The organism is Sulfitobacter sp. 1A15258 (assembly GCF_043557045.1).
GTDB lineage: Bacteria > Pseudomonadota > Alphaproteobacteria > Rhodobacterales > Rhodobacteraceae > Sulfitobacter > Sulfitobacter faviae.
In genome coordinates this window covers 110,706-132,037 of sequence record NZ_JBIFFK010000002.1, presented here as the reverse complement: position 1 = coordinate 132,037, position 21,332 = coordinate 110,706, and the positions used below count along the sequence as shown (strand labels likewise).

Genomic DNA, 21,332 nt, shown 5'->3' with positions numbered 1-21,332 from the left:
CCTTCAGGGTAGGATTGTCAAATGTAGAATGATTGCTCTACTTGCGTAGGTAGAGCGATCCCTCTACATCGTCAAGCATGATAGATACCAAAAGCAAGATCGCCGCCGGGCTGGAACGTGCCTTTGCCACCCGCGGCTTTGCCGACCCCAGCGTCGAAGACCTGCGCGATGCGGCCGGGGTGAGCCTGCGCACGCTCTACAAATACACCCCCTCGCGCGCCGAAATGGTGCTGGCGGCACTGGAGAACCGGCAACAACGCTATCTGGCGCTGGTCTTCGGCGATCTGCCCGAGACCCCGACCAAGGCGCTTGAGGCAATTCTGACCCGCGTCGGGCAGTGGATGGAAACGGAAACCTCGCACGGCTGCCTGTTCCACGCCGCCGTCGCCGCCGACCCCGGCAGCGAAAAACTGCACGCCTTGCTCTCACGCCATAAGGCCGAGGTCGCGGCCAAGGCCGCCGCAGCCGCCGATCTGCCGGGCGCGGAGACCGAGTTGCTGTTGATCCTCGAAGGGCTCACACAGACTTGGCCGCTACGCGGGGCGCAGGCGGTGACCGCCGCGCAGCATTTGGCCAAAACCCTGCTGCGCGATGCGCGCCAGCACCAATGACATGCTAGGGGCGTTTCCATGATGCAGGGCCACCGCTGGGGCGTGATCGCCATCCTTTTCGCTGCTGTGGTCTGGGGCACGACCGGCACCGCCGCCACCTTCGCCCCCGAGGTCAGCGCCGCCGCCATCGGTGCCGCTGCCATGGGGCTGGGCGGGATCGCACAGGCCCTCTCGGCCGGGCGGGGCATCCTGAACCAACGGCGGCGGCTCTGGCAACAGCGCCGCCTGCTGGTCATCGGGGCGCTTGCCGTGGCGGTCTATCCGCTGGCCTTTTACGGCGCGATGCGGCTGGCGGGGGTAACGGTGGGCACGGTCATCACCATCGGCTCCGCCCCGCTGCTCTCGGCGCTGATCGAATACCTGCTGGAAGGCCGACGCCTGACCCTGCGCTGGTCCTTCGGCGCGGCGGTCGGGCTGATCGGCATGGGGCTGATTTGCCTAGCCGAAGGCGATGCCCATGGAAGCGCGGTAAGCGCGCCCTCCGTCCCTCTGGGCGTTTTGCTGGGTCTGATCGGCGGCTTCACCTACGCACTTTATTCGTGGAGCGCGCGCCGGATGATGCTGCAAGGCACCGGCTCTGCCGTGGCCATGGGGGCGACCTTTGGGCTGGGCGGGCTCTTGCTGATGCCGGTGCTGGCGGTCTCGGGCGGGGCGTTTCTGGCCTCTTGGGCCAACGCCGCGGTGGGGCTCTACATGGCCGCCGTACCGATGTTTCTGGGCTACATCGCCTTCGGCTACGGCCTCGCCCGGGTGGAGGCGAGCACGGCCACCGTGATCACCCTGTTCGAGCCGGTCGTCGCGGCGGTGCTGGCCGTGCTGATCGTGGGCGAGCGTCTGCCCCCGCTGGGCTGGATCGGCGTGGCGCTGGTGATCGGCTGCTTGGCCATCATCACCCTACCCGCCCCACGAGGGTCGGGGCGGAACACCCCTGCCCCGCCACCGCGCGCCACCTAGAAGAGCCGCTGCCGCTACACCTGATCCGGCGGCGCCTCGCCCCGGAAAAAATGGGCGAGATTGTCCAGCGCCTTGAAGCCCATCGCGTCGCGGGTGGCCACGGAGGCGCTGCCGACATGGGGCATCATCATGACGTTATCATGGGCCGCAAAGGCCGGGTTGCCGCCCGGCTCGGTCACGAAGCAATCCAACCCCGCCGCCCCGACATGGCCCGAGGTGAGCGCGTCGAGCAGCGCCGCCTCATCCACCAGATTGCCCCGCGCGGTGTTGACGATCACGCAGCCCTTGGGCAGCCGCGCCAAGCGCGCGGCGTTCATCAGGCCCACCGTCTCAGGCGTGGCGGGACAGTGCAGCGAGAGGAAGTCCGAGACCGCCAGCAGGTCGTCCAATTCGGCGTGATACGTGGCCCCCGCCTCCGCTTCCGGGTCCAGACGGCGGCGGTTGTGGTAATGTATTTCCATGTCCAGCCCCCGCGCCTTGCGGGCAAAGGCCCGGCCCACGCCGCCCATCCCGATGATGCCAAGCCGCGCGCCGGAAAGCTGTTTTCCCACCAGCATCGCAGGCGACCACGACTGCCACTGCCCGCTGCGTACCAGCCGGTCCCCGGCAACCGCATGACGGGCCGCGCCCAGCATCAACATCAGCGCCAGTTCCGCCGTGGCATCCGACAAAACACCGGGCGTGTTCGTCACCACGATCCCCCGCGCCTTGAGGCTGGGCAGATCGCAGTGATCGACGCCCACGGAATGGTTCGCGATGATCTTGAGCCGGGGGTCGAGCCGGGCCACCACATCGGCGCTGAAATGTTCGGAATGGCAGGGGATCATACCATCGACCCGCGCGCTCATCGCGATGATGTCCTCGGCGCTGCCGGGCTTGTCGGCGGGATCCCAGATCACCTCGTAATCCCGCCGCGCGCGGTCGAGCGTGGCCTCTGACAGCTGCCGGGTGATCCAAATGACGGGTTTGCCCATGGCTCAGTCCCGATCTTTCCGGCTGGAGGTGGAAAAGTCATAGGCCACAAAAGCCAGCGTCACCGCGACGATGATGATCAGGTCGATGCTGGGCACCTCCACGGCGAGGATCAGCAAAAACACCGCAATCGCGGTAAAGGCGAGCAGGGCAAGTAGGCGGTTCATGGTCTCATCCTCATTCAGTTGCACCATCGGCCCAGTCGAAAAGCCACTGGGCGCTGCGCACCAAACGCCCGTCTTGACCGTGACCGCCGACCAGTTGCACTCCCATCGGCAAGCCCTCTTCCGAGGTCATCAACGGCAGCGACACACAGGGGCTGCCGCAGAACGTCCAGAGACCGTTGAAGATCGGATCGCCGGTGGTCTTCAACCCGCGCGGCGCGGGGCCGGTGGCTGCGGGGCAGAGCAGCACGTCGCAACGGGTCAGCAACTCTTCGAGTGCGGCGGTCAGCACCTTGGGCAGGTCGCGGGCCGATTGGTAATCGCGGGCCAGCACCTTATTGCCCGCCTCCATCGCCTCCCGTGCCACGGGTGAGAGCAGCTCGGCCCCGTCGCGCAGATAGGGGTAGAAGTGATAGGCCATCTCGGCAAAATTGATGCGTTTGCGCGCCTCGGCAGCCTCGTTAAAGACCGGCGGCAGGGGCATCTCGAAAGCCTGATCGCCAAGGGCCGCGACCAATTCCTCGAAAGCGGCATGCAGCTGCGGATCGGCATCCTCCCACCCCGGCGGGCGGACAAAGCCGAAAACCGGCGGGATCGGCGGCGCGCTGGTCGCCTCGGCCAAGAGCGCGGGGGTTGGGGCAAGCTCGGTCGCGCTGTCTTCGGGATCATGGCCAAACAGCACCTCGGCCAGCAGCGCGGCCCCAGCGGGATCGCTGGCAAAGACGCCAATGGTGTCGAGCGAGGGCGATTGCGTCAGCACCCCCCTGCGCGGGATCGCGCCGAAGGTTGGTTTGAACCCGGTGACCCCGCAATAGGACGCAGGCCGGATCACCGACCCGCCGGTCTGCGTGCCGATGGCCAAGGGCACCATCCCATCGGCCACCGCCGCCGCCGACCCTTGGGACGAGCCGCCGGGGCTATGCCCCGGATTATGCGGATTGGTGGTTTTGTTCGGATGCATGAAGGCCAGTTCGGTCGTGACAGTCTTGCCCATGATGATCGCGCCTTCGGCCCGCAGCCGCTCGACGATGAAAGCATCGCGCAGCGGCACGCGCCCCTTGTCCTGCGCCGCGCCGTTTTCGGTGGGGATGCTGCGCGTGTCGATCACGTCTTTCAGCCCCACCGGCAGCCCGTGCAGCCGCCCCAGCGGCCTGCCCGCCCGGCGATAACTATCAAGCGTTCGGGCCTGCGCGCGGGCGAATTCGGGATCGAACCATGCCCAAGCGCCCACCACCTCCTCGCGCGCTTCGATCCGCGCGATGTAGCTTTCCACCAGCGCCAGCGCATCCAATGCGCCGGTCGCCAGACGGTCCCGCAGCTCGACCACGCCAAGCGCTGCCGGGGCGGTCATCCGTGCCTCAGCGCCCATAGAACACCTCCGGCAGGTAGAAGACGATCTGCGGGAAAACATACATCAAGATCATCGACAGGATCACGCAGAACAGGAAGGGCATGACCCCCGCGAAGATCTGCGTCAACCGCAGCTCGGGCGGGGCAATCCCCTTGAGGTAATAGGCCGACATCGCCATCGGTGGCGTCAGGAACGAGGTCTGCAGGTTCAGCGCCACGAGGATGCCGAAGAACAGCGGGTCGATCTCGAAGACGGCCAGCAGCGGCAAGAAGATCGGCACGAAGATGATGATGATCTCGGACCATTCCAGCGGCCAGCCGAGCAGAAAGATGATGAGCTGCGCAAGGATCAGGAACATGATCGGCGACAGGTTCAGCGATTGCACGAACTCCGAGATCACATGCTCCCCACCAAGGTAGGAGAACACCGCCGAGAAGGTGTAGGAGCCGACGAAAAGCCAGCAGACCATCGCCGTGGTGCGCACCGTGAGATACACGCTCTCGCGCATCCGCTGCCATGTCATCGCACGGTAAATGAAGGCAAGGAAGATGCCCCCAAGCGCCCCGATCGAAGCCGCCTCTGTCGGGGTGGCGAGGCCAAAGAGGATCGAGCCCAGCACCGCAAAGATGAGGAAGGCCAGCGGCAGGAAGGAGGTGGCGATCATCAGCAACAGCTTGCCCATCGGCATGTCTGGCACCTCATCCGCCGTGGGGCGCGGGGCCGAGGAGGGCTGCAAGAGAGAGCGCCCGATGATGTAGATCAGGTAGAGCCCCACCAGCGTCAGCCCCGGCAGGAGTGCGGCCGCATAAAGCCGCACGATGGAGACATTGGTCGCCGCCGCATAGACGATCAGCATGATCGAGGGCGGGATCAGGATGCCCAGCGTGCCCCCAGCGCAGATGATGCCGGCGGCAAAGGACGGGTTGTAGCGCGCCTTCAGCATCGCGGGCAGCGCTAGCAGCCCCATCAGCGTCACCACCGCGCCGACGATGCCGGTGGCGGTGGCGAACAGCGCGCAGGTGATCAGCGCCGCCACACCCATGGAGCCGGGAATGTTCTTGGAGGCGATGTTGAGCGTAGTGAACAGCCGGTCAACGATATTCGACCGCTCCACGATATAGCCCATGAAAAGGAACAGCGGCACCGCCGTCAGCACTTCGTTCGACATCACCGTAAAGGTCTGGTTCACGAAAAGGTCGAATATTCGGTTGTTGAAGAACCCATCTATCCAGGTCGACCATTGCTCCCATTGGCCGGCCCCCTCGTCCAGCCGGTCGAAACTGCGCCACATGCGGCGCGCGTCGAAATAGGCGTAGTAGCCAAAGCCGATGCCCATGGCCATCAGCGTGAAAGCAATCGGAAAGCCCAGGAAAACAAAGACGATGAATAGCCCAAGCATCATCAGGGCGATTTGCGGATCGGTCATGTGAGATGGCCCTTTTCGGCCTTGTTGGCTTCGCGCATCATGAGGTCTTCGGTCTCAAAGACGTCTTCCTCGGCTTCGAGCCAGTAGTTGGAACGTATGGCGATGAGACAGCGGCAGACCTGCGCGATGCCTTGGATGAACAGCAGTATCCCCGCCGCCACGATGATCGCCTTGAATTGATAGATCGGAACCCCCGCCGGGCTGTTGACCGACACCTCGCCGTATGACCACGAGCGGGCGGCATACTTCCAGCCTGCGAGGATCAGCGCGGTGACGCCGGGGAAAAAGAAGATGATATAGAGCACGAGGTCGATCATGCCTTGGGTGCGCGGCTGGAACAGCCGGTAGAGGAAATCCCCCCGCACATGGCCGCCCCGCGACAGCGTATAGGCCCCGCCCATCATAAAGAGCGTGCCATACATGATGAAGGACACATCCAGCGCCCAAGCCGTGGGATTGTTCAGCACATATCGCACAAAAACCTCGTAGCCCGTGCCGATGGACATCAGCAAAATGAGCCACGCAAAAGCCTTGCCGAACCATGCGGAAAGGTTATCGGCGAACCGAATGAAAGATATCATGATGCCCTCGGTATCTCGCACGAACCCCGGCACGCCATGCGCCGGAGTTCGCGGTGATGTTATGGGTTTGCGGGATCAGAGTTTGATCTTGCCGGGGAAGTAATGCTCGTAAGCAAGCCCGTAATCCGGCGAGTTCATCAACTCGTAATAGGCCACGCGGTCGACCCATTCGCGCTGGCTGTCGAGGGTCTTTTTCATGAAAGGGTCGGATTCCAGCTCGGGGATCAGTTCATCCCATGCCTTAAGCTGCGCATCCAAGATTTCCTTGGAGGTGCGCCGCACGGTCACGCCAGCCTCGTTTTGCAGGAACTGAAGGTCCGCCGAATAGCGGTCCATCGCCTTGGCCGTGTTCGCGGTCGAAGCCGCCTCAACCGCGTATTTCAAGATTGCCTGAAGATCAGGGTCGAGGTCTTCGAGGAACATCTTGGAGAACAGGAACTCAAAGCTCTCGGAGGCTTGGTGATAGGACGACAGGTAGTAGTTCTTGGCCACGTCCTGCGCGCCGAAGTCCTTGTCCGACGAGGGGTTGTTGAACTCAAAGGCGTCGATCACGCCGCGCTCCATCGCGGGCACGATCTCCCCGCCCGGCAGCTGTGCCACCGACATGCCCAGCTTGGCCATCAGATCGGCCGCCAGACCCACGGTGCGGTATTTGAAGCCCTGCAGGTCGTCGACGGTATTGACCTCATTCTTGAACCAGCCGAAGGGCTGGGCGAACATCGGGAAGCCCATGTAGCCCACAACGTCGAGGCCCATGATGTCCTGCGTCAGCTCGTTATAAAGCTCCTGACCGCCGCCTTGATAGAACCACGACAGCATTGTGGTGGCAGAGCCGCCGAAAACCGGGCCGGTGCCAAAGAGCGATGCGGCCTTGTTCTTGCCGTACCAATAGACGGGCACCGAATGCGCCGCGTCGATCAGACCGTCGTTCACCGCATCGAGCACCTGAAACGCCGCCACGACCGCGCCCGCGGGCAGCACGTCGACCTTCAGACGCCCGCCTGACATCTCCTCGACCCGCGTCGCATAATCGCGGGCAAAGTCTTGCCAGATGTTCGCGTCGTTCCACGACGTCTGCATCTTGATGACGATCGGCGCTTGGGCCAGCACCGCTGGTGCGGCCAGCATGCTCCCCGTCGCCGCCCCCCCAGCAAGTGCGGACTTCGTCAGGAACGAACGTCGATTGAACTTTTTAGTCTCAGTCATGTTTCCTCCTCCCAGAGTGGCCGCCCCTTTGCTTACTTGAAATACGCTATTGGTCGGGCGACCCGAGATCAGAGACTAACCAAATGATCTCATTTGGCAAGAATTGTCCGCAAGGGACTCTTCAAGTGCAACTTTATTGTGCAAACGCTGCGAAAATCGACACTCTCCTTCGGCGCGGATGGCCCGCGGATATCGCGCGTTCTGAGCAGGGCGGAGACAGGCCCCACCCGCCCCTCAAACCGCCCAGCGAAAGCCGGTTTCCGCCTCGGACCGTTCCCAGAGCCTGACCATCGTCTCTTTGTCATAGGCATAGGGCTCCAACCTGCCGCGCCCGACCGGGCCGACCATCTCCATCCGGCCTGTGGGGCCATAAAGCGCGCGCTGCTCTAGCCCATCCTCGGTGGCGCACATGACCTCGGGATAGGCACCACGCTCCGCCGTTTGAACGATCGGCAATTTCGACATCAGCCACCAAGTGAACCGGGTCATCAGCCCGCCACTGGTGCGGATCAAAGAGGTGGCCGAGGCACCGGGGTGACAGACATAGACCGCCACCTGCCTCCCCGCCCGCGCGACACGGTCCTGCAACTCATAGGCAAACATCATCTGCGCCAGCTTGCTTTGGCTATAGGCTGGGTTGGCGCGGTAGTTCTTGTCCCAGTTCATGTCGTCGAACTGGATGGTGCGCAGGCCCATCTTGTAACCAAGGCTTGCCACCACCACGATCCGCCCATTGCTTTCGTCGATCCGGTCAAAGAGCAAGCCGCAGAGCAGGAAGTGGCCGTAGTGATTGGTGCCGAGCTGGCTTTCGTGGCCCGCCTTGGTCAACTGGCGGTTTGGCACCTGCGCGATGGCGGCGTTGCAGATCAGCGCATCAACGCGGGGAATATCGCGCAGAACCTCTGCCGCCGCGCGGCGCACCGACGGCAAATCGGCAAGGTCCATCTGCACGAAACGCACCTGCGCCGCTGCGCCAAATTCGTCTTTCAGGTTGGCCACCGCCTCTGCCGACCGTTCCGCGCTGCGGTTCAGCATCACCACCGCGGCACCTTTGCGCAGCAAGGTGCGCGCTGCCTGAAACCCGGCCCCGGCATTGGCCCCGGTGATCACAAAGGTCTTCCCCTCTACCCCGTCAATCCGCTCAGGGGTCCAGCCGTGCGCGCCGAAAGTCTTATCTGTCATGGTCTCGTTCCTTAGCTTTACTGAGGCATCGCGCCCCGTTGACCCTGCAGATAAATCTCAACCCCCTACGGAAATAGACCGGATCGTCGCGATTACTTGCCTGATCCTCTCACAGCCATTGCATGAAACACTCATGCGGCCCTAATCTCCACGCATGAGCAAAGACCAAATCCGCCATATCATCGAACGGCACAGCCATGCCGACGGGCTGACCGAGACCGGCATCAAGGGCGTGCAGTATTTCCGCGCCACCAGCGCGATCCCTTGCGCGCCTGCGGTCTATGAACCCTCTGTCATCGCCATCGTCAGCGGCGCGAAAGAGGCGGTGCTCGACGGTCAGCGCTATGTCTATGACGACAGCCGCTATATGTGCTGCCCCATGTCGATGCCGGTCAAAGCGGGCGCGCCAAGCGCCTCACCCCAGACCCCGCTATTCGGCGCCTACATCGCTCTGGACGCGCGACTTATGGCGGAGCTTTCGCTTGAAATGGAAAGCGCGGGGAGCCTCCTCCCCCCTGCCCCCGCCGACCTGCGCGCCGAGGGGATTAAACTCGCGGCATGGGACGGGGCTTTCTCCGACGCCCTGCTGCGCCTGCTGCAATTGAGCGAAAGCGAAACCGATCGCGCCGTGCTGGCCGAGGCGCGCCTGCGCGAACTTTACTACGCCATCTTGAAAGGAGAGGCAGGGCTCTTCGCGCGGCGGGCCTTCGGGGCGGGCAATGCCGTGGCGCGGGCCATCTCGCATGTCGCAGCCCATCTCGACGCGCCCATCTCCATCGACGCGATGGCCCAACGCGCGGGCATGAGCCGCGCGGTATTTCACCGCAAGTTCAAACAGGTAACGACGATGTCGCCGATACAATTCGTCAAATCCATGCGCCTGAACAATGCCGCCGTCAAAATCGCAGGCGGCGCCACGGTCAGCGAAGCGGCAATGGCAGTGGGCTATATCAGCGCTTCGCAATTCAGCCGAGAGTTCAAACGCATGTACGGCCAATCCCCCCGCGAATGGGGCGACGCGCAGCAGCTAGCGGCGGGGGTGGTTTAGAGGGGGTCTCCGCCCCCTCCCCCCTCAAGCCGTCAACCGACAGAACAACCCCGCCGCCAGTTTCGCACGTTCGGTGAGACTGTTGACATAGATATGCTCCTGCAACGTATGCAGCCCCTTGCCGCGCACGCCGATGGAATCCAGCGTCGGCAGGCCGAGGAAGCCGGTGAAATTGCCGTCCGATCCGCCCCCGGCAGAGCTTCCGGTGATCTCGATCCCCAGTTCGCCCCCAATCTCCTGCGCGAGCTTCAGCATCGCCATCGTGCCCGGCTGGTCGGGTTCCCAAACCGGGCGGGTGACGCCGCGGCGGATTTCCATGATCACGTCGCCTTCGTCCGAGTTCAGCGCCATCATCTTTTCCACGCCCGCGTCGAGCTGCTCTTGCGTTTTCGCCATCGTGAGCACTTCGGCATCGCAGACCGAGGATACGCAGTTGACCCATTGGCCCGCGTGAAAGACCCCGAGCGAGAAGGTGCAATCCTCGGTGGTCATGCCTTCGATCGTGCCCACGGCCTTGGCCATCTCCGCGATGGCCGAGCGGCCTTCGGCGAGCGCCCAGCCCGCGTGGCTAGGGCGGCCCCGGGTCTGGAGGTTGAACCGCGCGATGGCGTAGCGCCCGATCACCGCGCCGCCGTCGGGGCGAGCGGGTTCGGGGACGAGGATGTATTTATGGCGCTTCGCCTCTTCTTCGATCAGGCTACGAGTGGCGGGGGTGCCGATTTCCTCATCCGGGGTGAAAAGCACCGTCACCGGCAGCGGCGTCTCGACCCCGGCGGCCTGTAGTTTGCGCAGCGCATCGAGGTAGACGTAATTGCCGCCCTTCATGTCCATCAGTCCGGGGCCGTAGCAGATCTCGCCTTCGCGTTTGTAGGGCAGGCTCGCCAAGGTGCCGAGCGGGTGAACCGTGTCCATATGACCCAAAAGCAGAATGCCCCCCTCGCCCGCGCGGGGATGGGGCATTTCAGCGCGCAGGCTGTCGCCCAGCCCCATCGGGCTGGGAATACGTTCCGTCCGCGCGCCCAAGACCGCCAGATCGTGCTGCGCCACATCCATCATCCGGTTCACCGCCGCCCCGTCGAATGTGGGGCTTTCGGTTTCGATCCACGGGCGCAGGCCGGTGAGCATCTCTTCGGCATCAAAGGGCAGATCAAGCGGGTTTGTCATCGTCAAAATCCTTTCTTCCGCCCCGCAAAAACGGCGCAGATGACTTAAATAAACATTAGTAATACAAATACTTAGCTGCCGACCTTTGCCAGGCGCGTCTCGACGATCCGCGCATAGATCGAGGCACCGACCGGCAGAATGCCGTCGTCCAGCACGAAGCCGGGATTGTGCAAGGGCACGCTGCCCGCATGGCCCACGCGGCAATAGGCCCCCGGCACCACTTTCAGCATATCGGCAAAATCCTCCGACCCGCTGGCCTGTTCGGTCGAGACATGGGCGTTCTCGCCCCCGACCACGCTGGCCGCCGCTTCGACATAGGCGGTGGTCAGTTCGGGGTCGTTCATCAACACGTCAAAGACATTGCGGATGTCGACTTCGATCTCGATCCCATAGGCTGTGGCCATACCGGCGCAGAGTTCTCGCATCCGGGCCTCGGCCATTTCGATTACGTCTTGGTGGAAGTACCGGATCGTGCCCGCAATGGTGGCCGCATCCGGCACCACGTTATAGGCCGAGCCTGCGTTGAATTTGGTGACCGACAGCACGATCGGCTTGGTCGGCGGCGTGTTGCGGCTGACGACGGATTGCAACTGCTGGACCAGTGCCGTGCCGATGACGATGGGATCGCGCGACTGATGCGGCATGGCGGCGTGGCTGCCAGTGCCTTTGACGGTGATGTCAAAGAAGGCCGCCCCGGCCATTGCCGCGCCGGGGGTGACATTGACCACGCCCGGCTCTGAGTTTGGATCGTTGTGCATGCCGTAAATCTCGTCGCAGGGGAACTTCTCGAACAGCCCCTCCTCCAGCATCCGGCGCGCGCCGCCCAAGCCCTCTTCGGCGGGTTGAAAGATCAGCACCACGGTGCCGTCGAAATCCCGTGTCTCCGCTAAATAACGCGCGGCCCCCAAGAGCATGGTGGTATGGCCATCGTGGCCGCAGGCATGCATCCGCCCGGGGTTGGTCGAGGTGTAGGGCACGCCGGAATCCTCCACAATCGGCAGGGCGTCCATATCTGCGCGCAGCCCCACACGGCGGTTGCCACCGCCCGTGCCCTTGATGATCCCGACAACCCCGGTGCCACCCAGCCCTTCGTGCACCTCATCCACCCCGTAGGCGCGCAGCTTTTCGGCCACGATGCCCGCGGTGCGGACCTCTTCGAACCCCAGTTCGGGATGGGCGTGGATGTCTTGGCGGATAGCGGTGAGATCGGCGGCGAAGGCTTCGATCTTGGGAAGGACGGTCATGCGGTGGCTCCTGTCGTCATGGTGGCGCTGCCGAGCGCGCGGTAGTTGGCAAAATCCCAATGGCGGCCCGGGGCCGCTTCGATCAGGTTGCGCGTGTAGTCGTGATGCGGGTTGGCCAACACATCGCCCGCGGGGCCGTATTCGACGACCTGCCCGCGCTGCATGACCAAGACCTCGTCACAAATCTGCGCCGCGACGCGCAGGTCATGGGTGATGAAAAGCATGGCCACGCCGAACTTCTCTTGAATGTCATCCAAAAGATCGAGCACCTGCGCCTGCACGCTCACATCAAGGGCCGAGACGGCCTCATCCGCGACCAGCAGATCGGGCTTCATCGCCACCGCCCGCGCGATGGCGATACGCTGGCGTTGCCCGCCTGAGAATTGATGCGGATAGCGGTCGAGTGCGTCGCGTGGCAGGTCCACCAGTTCCATCAGCTCAGCCGCATGGCGCATCGCCTCTTCGCGCGGGGTGCCGAAGTTGATCGGCCCTTCGCAAAGGCTGCGCGCCACGGTCCAACGCGGGTTGAGCGAGCGGTAGGGGTCTTGGAACACGATTTGCAGATGCTTGCGGTGGTCGCGCAGCTGACGGCGGGAGAGTTTGGCGATCTCGGTCCCCGCGACATTCACGCTGCCCGCTGTCGGGTCGATCAGCCGCATGATGGCCCGCGCCACGGTGGATTTGCCCGAACCGGACTCCCCCACGATGCCCAGCGTCCGCCCCGGCTTGATGGTAAAGCTGACATCCTGCGCGGCCTTTACGCCTTCGCTGCGGCGCAGGAAACCGCCGCCGCCATAGGTCATGTCGAGCCCGGCCACACGGACCACTTCGCTTTGCGATGCCGCCGCCCTTGCGGGCCGCGGGGTGAGGTTGGGCACGGCGGTCAGCAGGGTGCGGGTATATTCCTTCTCCGGCTTGGTCAGCAGCTTTTCAATCGGCGCGCGTTCGACGATCTTACCCTGCTGCATCACCGTCACGGTATCCGCGATCTCGGCCACCACGCCCATGTCGTGGGTGATGAAGAGAACGGCGGTGCCGTGGCGCTCCTGCATCTCGGCGATGAGCTTGAGGATCTGCAACTGTGTGGTCACATCCAGCGCCGTCGTCGGCTCATCCGCGATCAGCAGATCGGGGTCGAGGATCAGCGCCATGGCGATCATGATGCGCTGGCGCTGCCCGCCGGAAAGCTGGTGCGGGAAGGCGCTGAAGATGCGGTTCACATCCGGCAGATGCACCTGATCCATCATGTCGAGCGTGCGTTTCTTGGCCTCGGATTGGCTCAGATCGCTATGCATGTTGAGCACTTCCATGATCTGCTCGCCCACCCGCAGCACTGGGTTCAACGCGGTCATCGGCTCTTGGAAGATCATCGCGATCCGCCGCGCGCGCAGCTGGCGCATTTGCGCGTGGCTGGCGCTGGTGATCTCGAAATCGTCCAGCGTGATGCTGCCGCTTTGCACCTCCAGCGCCGATTTCGGGAGCAGCCCCATAGCCGCCAGCGAGGTAACCGACTTGCCCGAGCCGGATTCACCGACGAGACAATGCGTCTCGCCCGCGCGGATGGTGAGGTCGATCCCGTCGATCACCGGTTTCGCCTGTGGCCGCCCGGCAAGCCCGATGCGCAGGTCGCGCACTTTGAGCACCTCACGCGCGTCGGAGAAGTCTTTGGTCTTGAACTGCATCTCTCAGCCCTCCCGTTTCTTCATGCGCGGGTCGAGCAGATCGCGCGCGGTATCGCCCAAAAGGTTGATCGACAGGATGCAAAGCGACAGCAGCAGCCCCGGCCAGAAGATCAGCCCCGGCTTGATCTGGAAATAAGTCCGCCCCTCGGCCATGATATTGCCCCATGTGGGGATCTCCGTGCTGACGCCCGCGCCGAGGAAGCTCAGGATCGCCTCGATCAGGATCGCCGAGGCGCAGATATAAGTGCCTTGGACGATCAGCGGCGCCATGGTGTTGGGCATCAGGTGCTGGATCAGGATCTTGGGCATCGACGAGCCGAGCGCGATGGCCGCCTCGACATAGGGTTCCTCCCGCGCCGACAGCACGACCGAGCGCACCAGCCGCACCACGCGGGGCACCTCCGGCACCGTGATGGCGATGATGACCGAGCCGAGCGATGGCCCGTTCAGCGCCACGAGCGCAATGGCCAGCAGGATCGCGGGGATCGCCATCAGGCTGTCCATGATCCGCATGATGATGCCATCCGCCACCCGAAAGAAGCCAGCCACAAGGCCGATGGCCAAGCCGATGGCGACGCTGACCAAGGCCGCCCCGACCCCGATCAGCAGCGACACGCGCCCGCCGGTCATCACCCGCGAAAACGTGTCGCGGCCATAGGGGTCGGTGCCCAAAAGATACTCTTCGGAAGGCGGCTTGAGCCGCGCGACAGAGTTCATCGCCAGCGGGTCATATGGCACGTAAAGCGGTGCCAAGATCGACGCCAGCACGATCGCCAGGAGGATAAGCGCCGCCAGCAGCGGGCCGATACCGACCCTTGCGCCCGCAGGCAGGGAAAGCAGTCCGGTCAGCACCTGAAAGGCGCTGTGACGGGATTGGGGTTGCTCGATCATGTCAGTACCGGATCCTTGGGTCGAAGAATGAATAGGAGACGTCAACCAAGAGGTTCACGAAGACGTAGATGCCCGCCGTCAGCAGGATCATCGCCTGAATGACGGGGTAGTCGCGCGCGAGGATCGCATCGACCGTAAGCCGCCCGATGCCGGGGATGTTAAAGACGCTTTCCGTCACCACCACGCCCGAGATCAGCAGCGCGAAACCGGTGCCGATGATGGTCAGGATCGGCACGGCGGCATTGCGCAGCGCATGGCGAAACAGCACGACATTCTCGCGCACGCCCTTGGCCCGCGCGGTGCGGATGTAATCTTCGCCCAGCACTTCGAGCATGGAGGCCCGCGTCATCCGCGCGATGAGCGCCACATAGATGGTGGCCAGCGTGAGCGAGGGCAGAATGGCGCGCGAGAAGAACGGCCCGATGCCCTCCGAAGGCGCCTTGTAGCCCTGCACCGGCACCCAACGCAGTTCGATCGCAAAGATTTGGATCAGGATATAGCCGATCACGAAGACCGGCACCGAAAAGCCCAGCACCGAGAAGGACATCACCAGAAAGTCGACCCAAGTGCGGTGACGCCATGCGGCGATCACGCCCATCGGCACCGCCAGCAGGACAGAGATGGTGATGGTCATCAGCGCGATGTTGATGGTCGGCCCCAGCCGGTCGCCCAACATGCCCGCCACGGAGGTGTTCGACAAAAGCGACACGCCCAGATCGCCGCGCAGCAATTGCCCGATCCATGTGAAGAACTGTGTCAGCAGCGGGTCATTCAGACCCAGCCGGTCACGGATCCGTTCAAGCTGTGCAGGGGTGGCGGCATCGCCGGCGAGAATGGCTGCCGGATCACCGGGGGTGAGACGCAGCAGGAGGAAGACGAAGATGGCGACGATCAGCATGACCGGGATCGTGGCCAAGACGCGCTTCAGGATATAGACGAGCATTTTCCGGAAGGTCCCTTTCGGCGGAAAGAAGGCAGGCCCGGAAGCGGGGGCGCTGCCTGCGGGCAGAGATGACGGTGGAGAGCGCGGCGGCCGCGCCCTCCGAAGGCTGGATTACTCCGCCTCTTTGGTCATGTTCCAAAACACCGGCACGGGCGATGGCAGCATGTTCTGGATCGTGTTCCGACGCGCCTGCGGGATCAGATATTCACCCATCATGATGTAGTTGACGTTGTCCATGACGTGTTTCTGGATCTCGACGGCCACTTCCTTTTGCGCCTCGGGCCCTTCGGCCTTCATGAACTTCGCACGCAGTTCTTCGATCTCGGGGTCATCGGGCCAGCCGAACCACGCCTCGTCGCCACGGCCACTGACCATCACGTTAGTCAGCGGATCCGAAATCTCGGGCACCATCCAGTTGGTGAAGAACATGTTCCAGCCGCCCTCAGAGACCGGGCTTTGCTGGGCGCGGCGCTGCACGACCGATTGCCAGTCCATCGACTGCATGTCGACTTCGAAACCCGCCTCGCGCAGGGCTTGGGCGGCCACCACCGGCTGGTTGATCAAGCTGATCACATCCGTCGGCGCCATCAGCACGATGGGCGTGCCGTCATAGCCGGCTTCTTCAAGCAGAGCCTTCGCCTTTTCCGGGTCCGCGCCGCCGGTCACGATCTCCGCATCCGCTTCGTCGCCCAGAGGGGTCGAACAGCCAAAGATCGCGCCGCAGACGTTATAATAGGCCGGGTCGCCCTGCATCGTTTGCAGCATGGATTCTTGATCCAGCGCCGCCATCGCCGCCTGACGCACCAGCTTGTTGTCGAAGGGCGGGTGCAGGTGGTTGGGCCGACCGATGGTGACATAGCCAAGGTCATCGCGGGTCTCGACCGTGACCTCGGGGCTGGCGTCGAGGATCGGCAGCAGGTCGATCTGCACCTGTTCGAGATAGTCGATCTCCCCCGCCGAAAGCGCGTTGATCGCAGTGAGCGCGTCGGGCATCGTCGTCCAGACCACACGGTCGACATTGACCACCTTACCGCCCGCCATCCACGAGGCTTCCTCGTTACGCGGGACGTAGTCGTCGAACTTCTCATAGGTGACGTTCACGCCGGGCTCGTATTCATCTTGGTTAAAGACGAAGGGGCCGGAGCCGATATATTCCGTAATCGTCTCATCCGCCGAGGTTTCGGCCACCCGCTTGGGCATGATGAAGGGCGGCACGGCAGATTGTTTGGAGATCACCGACAAAAGCGGGCCAAAAGGCTCGGTCAGGGTCCAGACGACGGTCTTTTCGTCGCTGGCCTCAAGGCTCTCGGTCACGTCAAAGATCAACTGCCCGCCGCCGTCACGCTTGCCCCAGCGTTTGAGCGAGGCCACGACATCTTCGCCAGTCACCGGCGCGCCGTCATGGAACATCAGCCCATCGCGCAGGGTGAAAGTATAGACGAGCCCGTCATCCGAGACCTCCCAGCTGGCCATCTGGGGCTGCGGCTCAAAGTTTTCGTCCACGGCGGTCAGCACGTCATAGACCATATAACCGTGGTTGCGGGTGATATGCGCGGTGGTGATGACCGGATCGAGAACCCGCAGGCCCGAGTGCATGACCGCGGTGATGGTCGTTTCGCCATCCTGCGCCGCCAGAGAGCCGGGTGCCAAAAGCGCCGTGGTCGCGGCAAAGGCGGCGGCAAGTCCGCGCGACTGTTTCAGTGCCGATCGTAGAGGTATCATGTGGTTTTCCCTTGTTGAGTGATCTTTTGGTTTTTATTGGGCCAAGGCGGTCTTGCCGCCCTGGTCGGGTGGTGCGCTTTGGGCACCCTTGGCCCCGAAACGGGGGCCATTCGGAGACAGCCGAAGCACTGCGCGCAGGCGCGTGAAGGGCAAATCGGCTGGATTGAGGGGCATCGGCCCCGGCGCACAGGCGACAAGGATGTCGCGCGCGATGGGGGCAAAGTCTGCGCGGAAATGGGTGGAGCTTTTGACCACCAAAAGATCCATCTCTTCAGGTTGGATGCCGACAAAGCGGAACATCTCGCGGTCGGCCATCTGGGCGATGCGGCTGGTCACGACGACATGGACCCCGCCGATGCGCAGACAGGCCGAGGGGCCAAGGTTCAGCGCCGTGCCGCCATAATAGGGGCCGGTCGCGCGCAGCGTTCCGTCGCAAAGATGCTGAACCGTCGCCGTCGTTTCAAACGGCGCGTCATCCGTGATGTCGGCATGTCCGCCAAGGCGCAGGTTAACCTCGGCACCGACCCCGGCCTGATGCGCCGCTTCGGCGGCGGCGGGGTCGACGATCAACCCGATGGCCGCGTTCTGGGCCTCGGCCTTGACGAGCGCGCGCAACATGCCGGTGGTGGCCGATACGCCGCCCGCGCCGGGGTTGTCTTGGGTGTCGGCGGTGACCACAGGCCCACGCCCCGGCCCGGCGGCACGCGACAGGGCCTCGGCCACGGCCCTGTCGGGATTATAGGCCTCATTTTCCAAGAAGGCGGGCGCTGCCGCCTCATAGGCTGCGGCAAGCCTGTCGGCGGCGGCGTCTGCTGCGGTCTGCGTCTCGCCATAGGCGACGGCCACGGGGCCGCAATCGGGAATATCCGCCGCCGGGAAGCCCATGAACAGGCTGGCCGAGAGCGCCCCCGCAGTTTCACAGGCGGCGACCCCCTCATAAAGCTCACGTCCCGGCGACATTTCGGTCGATTGAAATGGGATCGGCACCAAATATGACATCTGGCGAAAGGCTTTGGCCGGACGCTGGCCGGTTGTCATGATCCGGTCAAGCTGGCGGGCCGCGGCAGCGCCGGTATCTGCCATGTCCACATGCGGATAGGTGCGAAAACCGACAAGCACATCGACATTCGCAACGAAATCTTCAGAGATATTGCCGTGCAGGTCGAGCGCCGTGGCGATCGGCACCTCCGGCCCCACGACCGCACGCAAACGGCGGACAAGCTCCCCTTCCCCGTCGTCGAGATGCTCCGCCACCATGGCGCCGTGCAGGTCCAGAAAGACCCCGTCGAGCGGCCCGGCGTCCTGAATGCCTTCGATGATCTCACCCGCAATCGTCTCATAGGCCTCGCGGCTGACATGGGCCGAAGGGATCGCCCCCGCCCAGAGGATCGGCACGATGTCCCAGCCCTGCGCTTGGCCCACCCGCAGCGCGCCCGCCATGCCAAGGTTGACCTCTTCGAAGGCGGGCAACATCGCCGCGCCGCGCACCATGGGGACATAGCCACCGCCCAGTTGGAAAGCCTGCATATCCGCCGGATTGGGGGCGAATGTGTTTGTCTCGTGCAGAAAGCCCGCAACAGCCACGCGCATTCCAGAACCACTTTCCAAACCCGTCTCCTTCGCCTTCTCGGCCCCGTCATCCGCGGGCCACGCCCATTGTGTATCGCATTGCAATACAGCTATAGTGCACAGCAAGCGTAAGCGGCGCTTTAACGATTCGTCAACTACAGGCCATTTATGAGTAGATTTTTCCGTGAAGATGCCCCGCAGGCGGCGCAGAATCAGGCAGAGGACGACCGTTTGTTCGTCCGGGCGGCAGATCGCGCAATGCAGGTGCTGGGCGCCTTTCACAACGCGACCGGGCCGATGACCCTTTCCGACATCGCCAAGACCGCAGGCATCGACCGATCCGCGGCACAACGACTGGTCCATACGCTCACCAAACTCGGCTATATCCGGCGCAGCGGGGATGACCGGGGCTACCTGCCGGGGATCCGCCTGCTCGATCACACGCTTGATTTGCTGCGGCTCGACCCCGTGGTGCAGAAAGCCACGCCCGTCTTGCTGGAACTGCGCAAATCCCTGCGCGAGCGGGTCGATCTCAGCCTCTATGACGAGACGCGCCTGATCTATGCCCTGCGCATGCAAAGCAAACGCGAGACCTTTTTCGCCACCCTCGTGGGCCATAGCGTCCCGACCTTTTGCACCGCGGGCGGGCGTGCCGCGCTGGCACAGCTTCCCGATGACGCGGCGCGCGAAATCCTCACCCGCGCGCCCTTGCACCCCTTCACCGCCAGCACCAAGACCGACCCCGAAGCGATCATGGCCGAACTCAGCATCGCCCGCGAAAACCGCTTTGCCGTGGTCTGCGATGAATATGCCTTGGGCGAGGTCGCGGTGGGCGTCGCCATTACCGACCGGAACGGCGCGCCTCTCAGCGCGATACATCTCGCAGGCTCCCTTTCGGAATACACGCCGGAGGAATTTGTCGCCAAGGCTGCCCCCCTCGCCATAGAGGCCGCCAGCGCCATCATGGCCGGGTGACCGCTGAAAGCCTCGAATGTAGCCAGCCGCACCGCCGACAACGCATTTCGCCGCGAATTTACTTGCGTTGCTAAATTCTTTCTCCGAAGTTCGCGCCATCAGAGTGCGGATGCCGCTTTGAAAACGACTGATTGAAAGGAACCGGAATGACCGACAGTAAACCGCTTTGGCAATGGGACGCGCAGGAAATCGCAAGCGCGACCCGCGCAGGAAAACTCTCGGCGGTTGAAGCGACCGAGGCGGCGATTGCCCGTATGGAAGAGGTCAATCCGGCTTTGAACGCGGTGGTTGAGACCCTCGCCGATGAGGCCCGCGCCGAGGCTGCCGCCCTCGACAAAAGCGATGCGCCCAAGGGGCCGCTGCATGGTGTTCCGGTCACGATCAAGATCAACGTCGATCAAAAGGGCCATGCCACAAGCAACGGCGTGCCCGCCTTCAAAGACATCATCGCGCCCGAGGATGCGCCGGTGGTGCGCAACCTCAAACAGGCGGGTGCCATCGTCATCGGGCGCACCAACACGCCGGAGTTTTCCTTTCGCGCCGATACCGACAACCCGCTCTACGGGCGCACCCATAACCCTTGGGGGCAGCACCTTTCGGCGGGCGGCTCCTCCGGTGGGGCGGGGGCGGCTGTCATGGCCGGGGTCGGCGCGCTGGCTCATGGCAACGACATCGGCGGCTCCTTGCGTTTCCCGGCCTCGGCCAATGGCGCGGTGACGGTCAAGCCGGGCCTAGGCCGGGTGCCCGCCTACAACCCCAGCCAAAAGGCCGAGCGCGGTCTCTTGGCGCAATCCATGTCGGTGCAGGGGCTGATCGTGCGCAAGGCGGCGGACCTGCATCTGTCGATGCCCAGCCTGATCGCCGCAGATGCACGCGACCCCTTCCATGTGCCGCTGCCCTGGCGCGGCGACGCCATCGAAGGCCCGATCCGCGTGGCCTTCACCCGCGATGATTTCGGCTTTGGCCTGCACCCGGATGTGGCCACCGCGCTCGACAAAGCCGCCTCTGCCCTGTCCAACGCAGGCTACGCCGTCGAAGAGGTGGAACCGCCCCTTGCCTATGAAGCTGGCAAAAACGGCTATCGCGCCCTGATGGGCGAAGTCGAAGCGCTGATGGGCGAGGACATCCGAACCCATGGCTCTGACGATCTGAAGGCGATCTTTGAGGATTACTACGCCGAATACCCGCCCTTCAAAGGCACCGAACAGCTCGCCATGCTGGCCAAACGCACCCATTACGCGCGCGAATGGTCGCTGTTTCTTGAGAACTACCCCCTCGTGCTGACCCCCTTCATGTTCGCCCCCTTCTTCGCCGCCGGGCGCGACACCGAAGGCCCTGAGGGCGTGCGCGAAGTCTTGGGCAAGGGGCTTTGGTCCTTCGTCATGAACTTCACCGGCCTGCCCGCGGGCAACATCCCCACGCATATCGCGGAACTGCCCCAAGGGCCGCAGCCCATCGGCGTGCAAATCGCAGGCCGCCGTTGGCGCGAGGACCTGATCGTTGACGCGATGACGGCGATCGAAGGTGAGATTGCCCCGGTTTGCACCCGGTTGTGGGGGGCGTGAGCTAGCCTCAAAGCGTGACGCCGGTGGCCCGCATCTACTGTGAGGCGGGCCATCGGCTAGCGATAACTCAGGCGGTCGCGGG

At 63.7% G+C, this 21,332-nt stretch carries 19 protein-coding genes; 5 read left to right on the top strand and 14 right to left on the bottom strand.

All coding sequences use genetic code 11. The features are described 5' to 3' along the window. Nucleotides 1-77 precede the first annotated feature (77 nt). Nucleotides 78-611, top strand: coding sequence for a TetR/AcrR family transcriptional regulator (locus ACGYK9_RS04770; RefSeq protein ID WP_394412410.1), 534 nt, complete (start codon nucleotides 78-80; stop codon nucleotides 609-611). 18 nt (nucleotides 612-629) lie between these two features. Beyond that, on the top strand, nucleotides 630-1,565 hold the full coding sequence (locus ACGYK9_RS04765; RefSeq protein ID WP_394412413.1) for a DMT family transporter: 936 nt from the start codon (nucleotides 630-632) through the stop codon (nucleotides 1,563-1,565). 14 nt (nucleotides 1,566-1,579) lie between these two features. On the opposite strand, the gene ACGYK9_RS04760 is transcribed toward ACGYK9_RS04765, so the two are convergent. The 7 genes from ACGYK9_RS04760 to ACGYK9_RS04730 form a co-directional block, all read right to left on the bottom strand. Next, the gene (locus tag ACGYK9_RS04760) at nucleotides 1,580-2,539 is read right to left on the bottom strand and encodes a 2-hydroxyacid dehydrogenase (protein ID WP_394412416.1); all 960 of its coding nucleotides are present in this window, start codon (nucleotides 2,537-2,539) and stop codon (nucleotides 1,580-1,582) included. Between the two features lie 3 nt (nucleotides 2,540-2,542). Then, entirely contained in the window at nucleotides 2,543-2,704 is a 162-nt protein-coding gene (locus tag ACGYK9_RS04755; protein ID WP_394412419.1) for a hypothetical protein, read from the bottom strand. Nucleotides 2,705-2,714: 10 nt separating this feature from the next. Next, a complete protein-coding gene (locus ACGYK9_RS04750) occupies nucleotides 2,715-4,070 on the bottom strand; it encodes an amidase (RefSeq protein WP_394412422.1) in 1,356 nt (451 codons plus the stop codon). Continuing rightward, the gene (locus tag ACGYK9_RS04745) at nucleotides 4,060-5,478 is read right to left on the bottom strand and encodes a TRAP transporter large permease subunit (protein WP_394412425.1); all 1,419 of its coding nucleotides are present in this window, start codon (nucleotides 5,476-5,478) and stop codon (nucleotides 4,060-4,062) included. Before ACGYK9_RS04745 ends, ACGYK9_RS04750 begins: the two co-directional genes overlap by 11 nt. Next, a complete protein-coding gene (locus tag ACGYK9_RS04740) occupies nucleotides 5,475-6,059 on the bottom strand; it encodes a TRAP transporter small permease subunit (protein WP_093928097.1) in 585 nt (194 codons plus the stop codon). The genes ACGYK9_RS04745 and ACGYK9_RS04740 overlap by 4 nt, the downstream gene beginning before the upstream one ends. A gap of 75 nt (nucleotides 6,060-6,134) precedes the next feature. Further along, nucleotides 6,135-7,265: a TRAP transporter substrate-binding protein gene (locus tag ACGYK9_RS04735; protein ID WP_067266961.1), complete on the bottom strand. Its 1,131-nt coding sequence runs from the start codon at nucleotides 7,263-7,265 to the stop codon at nucleotides 6,135-6,137. Nucleotides 7,266-7,499: 234 nt separating this feature from the next. Beyond that, nucleotides 7,500-8,447 (bottom strand): SDR family oxidoreductase, encoded by a 948-nt coding sequence (locus ACGYK9_RS04730; RefSeq protein WP_394412428.1) that lies wholly within the window; start codon nucleotides 8,445-8,447, stop codon nucleotides 7,500-7,502. Between the two features lie 154 nt (nucleotides 8,448-8,601). Here ACGYK9_RS04730 and ACGYK9_RS04725 point away from each other — a divergent pair, with 154 nt between their 5' ends. Then, a complete protein-coding gene (locus ACGYK9_RS04725; RefSeq protein ID WP_394412430.1) occupies nucleotides 8,602-9,495 on the top strand; it encodes an AraC family transcriptional regulator N-terminal domain-containing protein in 894 nt (297 codons plus the stop codon). 24 nt (nucleotides 9,496-9,519) lie between these two features. Here ACGYK9_RS04725 and ACGYK9_RS04720 read toward each other — a convergent pair whose 3' ends face one another. From ACGYK9_RS04720 to ACGYK9_RS04690, 7 genes are all read right to left on the bottom strand, one after another. Further along, nucleotides 9,520-10,659, bottom strand: a complete 1,140-nt coding sequence (locus ACGYK9_RS04720; RefSeq protein WP_394412433.1) for a M20/M25/M40 family metallo-hydrolase — start codon at nucleotides 10,657-10,659, stop codon at nucleotides 9,520-9,522. Between the two features lie 71 nt (nucleotides 10,660-10,730). Next, nucleotides 10,731-11,903, bottom strand: coding sequence for a M20 aminoacylase family protein (locus ACGYK9_RS04715; protein ID WP_394412436.1), 1,173 nt, complete (start codon nucleotides 11,901-11,903; stop codon nucleotides 10,731-10,733). After that, nucleotides 11,900-13,585 (bottom strand): ABC transporter ATP-binding protein, encoded by a 1,686-nt coding sequence (locus tag ACGYK9_RS04710; protein ID WP_394412439.1) that lies wholly within the window; start codon nucleotides 13,583-13,585, stop codon nucleotides 11,900-11,902. Before ACGYK9_RS04710 ends, ACGYK9_RS04715 begins: the two co-directional genes overlap by 4 nt. A gap of 3 nt (nucleotides 13,586-13,588) precedes the next feature. Further along, on the bottom strand, nucleotides 13,589-14,476 hold the full coding sequence (locus ACGYK9_RS04705; protein ID WP_394412442.1) for an ABC transporter permease: 888 nt from the start codon (nucleotides 14,474-14,476) through the stop codon (nucleotides 13,589-13,591). A gap of 1 nt (nucleotide 14,477) precedes the next feature. After that, nucleotides 14,478-15,419: an ABC transporter permease gene (locus ACGYK9_RS04700; RefSeq protein WP_067266948.1), complete on the bottom strand. Its 942-nt coding sequence runs from the start codon at nucleotides 15,417-15,419 to the stop codon at nucleotides 14,478-14,480. Between the two features lie 111 nt (nucleotides 15,420-15,530). Continuing rightward, nucleotides 15,531-17,141 carry an ABC transporter substrate-binding protein gene (locus tag ACGYK9_RS04695; protein ID WP_394412445.1) on the bottom strand — a complete coding sequence of 537 codons (1,611 nt, stop codon included), beginning with the start codon at nucleotides 17,139-17,141 and terminating at the stop codon, nucleotides 15,531-15,533. Between the two features lie 33 nt (nucleotides 17,142-17,174). Next, nucleotides 17,175-18,731 (bottom strand): M81 family metallopeptidase, encoded by a 1,557-nt coding sequence (locus ACGYK9_RS04690; protein WP_394412448.1) that lies wholly within the window; start codon nucleotides 18,729-18,731, stop codon nucleotides 17,175-17,177. A 147-nt stretch (nucleotides 18,732-18,878) separates the two neighbouring features. Between ACGYK9_RS04690 and ACGYK9_RS04685 the strand changes: the two genes are divergently transcribed. Then, a complete protein-coding gene (locus tag ACGYK9_RS04685) occupies nucleotides 18,879-19,685 on the top strand; it encodes an IclR family transcriptional regulator (protein WP_209217109.1) in 807 nt (268 codons plus the stop codon). Between the two features lie 146 nt (nucleotides 19,686-19,831). Continuing rightward, complete coding sequence (locus ACGYK9_RS04680; protein ID WP_394412453.1) at nucleotides 19,832-21,250, top strand: amidase; 1,419 nt, start codon at nucleotides 19,832-19,834, stop codon at nucleotides 21,248-21,250. Nucleotides 21,251-21,332 lie beyond the last annotated feature (82 nt).

Bases quoted from the DNA above. Each gene is read 5' to 3' on its own strand.
- ACGYK9_RS04740 (WP_093928097.1), bottom strand. From the start codon at position 6,059: ATGATATCTTTCATTCGGTTCGCCGATAACCTTTCCGCATGGTTCGGC.
- ACGYK9_RS04685 (WP_209217109.1), top strand. From the start codon at position 18,879: ATGAGTAGATTTTTCCGTGAAGATGCCCCGCAGGCGGCGCAGAATCAG.
- ACGYK9_RS04730 (WP_394412428.1), bottom strand. From the start codon at position 8,447: ATGACAGATAAGACTTTCGGCGCGCACGGCTGGACCCCTGAGCGGATT.
- ACGYK9_RS04765 (WP_394412413.1), top strand. From the start codon at position 630: ATGATGCAGGGCCACCGCTGGGGCGTGATCGCCATCCTTTTCGCTGCT.
- ACGYK9_RS04760 (WP_394412416.1), bottom strand. From the start codon at position 2,539: ATGGGCAAACCCGTCATTTGGATCACCCGGCAGCTGTCAGAGGCCACG.
- ACGYK9_RS04695 (WP_394412445.1), bottom strand. From the start codon at position 17,141: ATGATACCTCTACGATCGGCACTGAAACAGTCGCGCGGACTTGCCGCC.
- ACGYK9_RS04690 (WP_394412448.1), bottom strand. From the start codon at position 18,731: ATGCGCGTGGCTGTTGCGGGCTTTCTGCACGAGACAAACACATTCGCC.
- ACGYK9_RS04700 (WP_067266948.1), bottom strand. From the start codon at position 15,419: ATGCTCGTCTATATCCTGAAGCGCGTCTTGGCCACGATCCCGGTCATG.
- ACGYK9_RS04680 (WP_394412453.1), top strand. From the start codon at position 19,832: ATGACCGACAGTAAACCGCTTTGGCAATGGGACGCGCAGGAAATCGCA.
- ACGYK9_RS04735 (WP_067266961.1), bottom strand. From the start codon at position 7,265: ATGACTGAGACTAAAAAGTTCAATCGACGTTCGTTCCTGACGAAGTCC.
- ACGYK9_RS04720 (WP_394412433.1), bottom strand. From the start codon at position 10,659: ATGACAAACCCGCTTGATCTGCCCTTTGATGCCGAAGAGATGCTCACC.
- ACGYK9_RS04755 (WP_394412419.1), bottom strand. From the start codon at position 2,704: ATGAACCGCCTACTTGCCCTGCTCGCCTTTACCGCGATTGCGGTGTTT.
- ACGYK9_RS04715 (WP_394412436.1), bottom strand. From the start codon at position 11,903: ATGACCGTCCTTCCCAAGATCGAAGCCTTCGCCGCCGATCTCACCGCT.
- ACGYK9_RS04745 (WP_394412425.1), bottom strand. From the start codon at position 5,478: ATGACCGATCCGCAAATCGCCCTGATGATGCTTGGGCTATTCATCGTC.
- ACGYK9_RS04725 (WP_394412430.1), top strand. From the start codon at position 8,602: ATGAGCAAAGACCAAATCCGCCATATCATCGAACGGCACAGCCATGCC.
- ACGYK9_RS04770 (WP_394412410.1), top strand. From the start codon at position 78: ATGATAGATACCAAAAGCAAGATCGCCGCCGGGCTGGAACGTGCCTTT.
- ACGYK9_RS04705 (WP_394412442.1), bottom strand. From the start codon at position 14,476: ATGATCGAGCAACCCCAATCCCGTCACAGCGCCTTTCAGGTGCTGACC.
- ACGYK9_RS04750 (WP_394412422.1), bottom strand. From the start codon at position 4,070: ATGGGCGCTGAGGCACGGATGACCGCCCCGGCAGCGCTTGGCGTGGTC.
- ACGYK9_RS04710 (WP_394412439.1), bottom strand. From the start codon at position 13,585: ATGCAGTTCAAGACCAAAGACTTCTCCGACGCGCGTGAGGTGCTCAAA.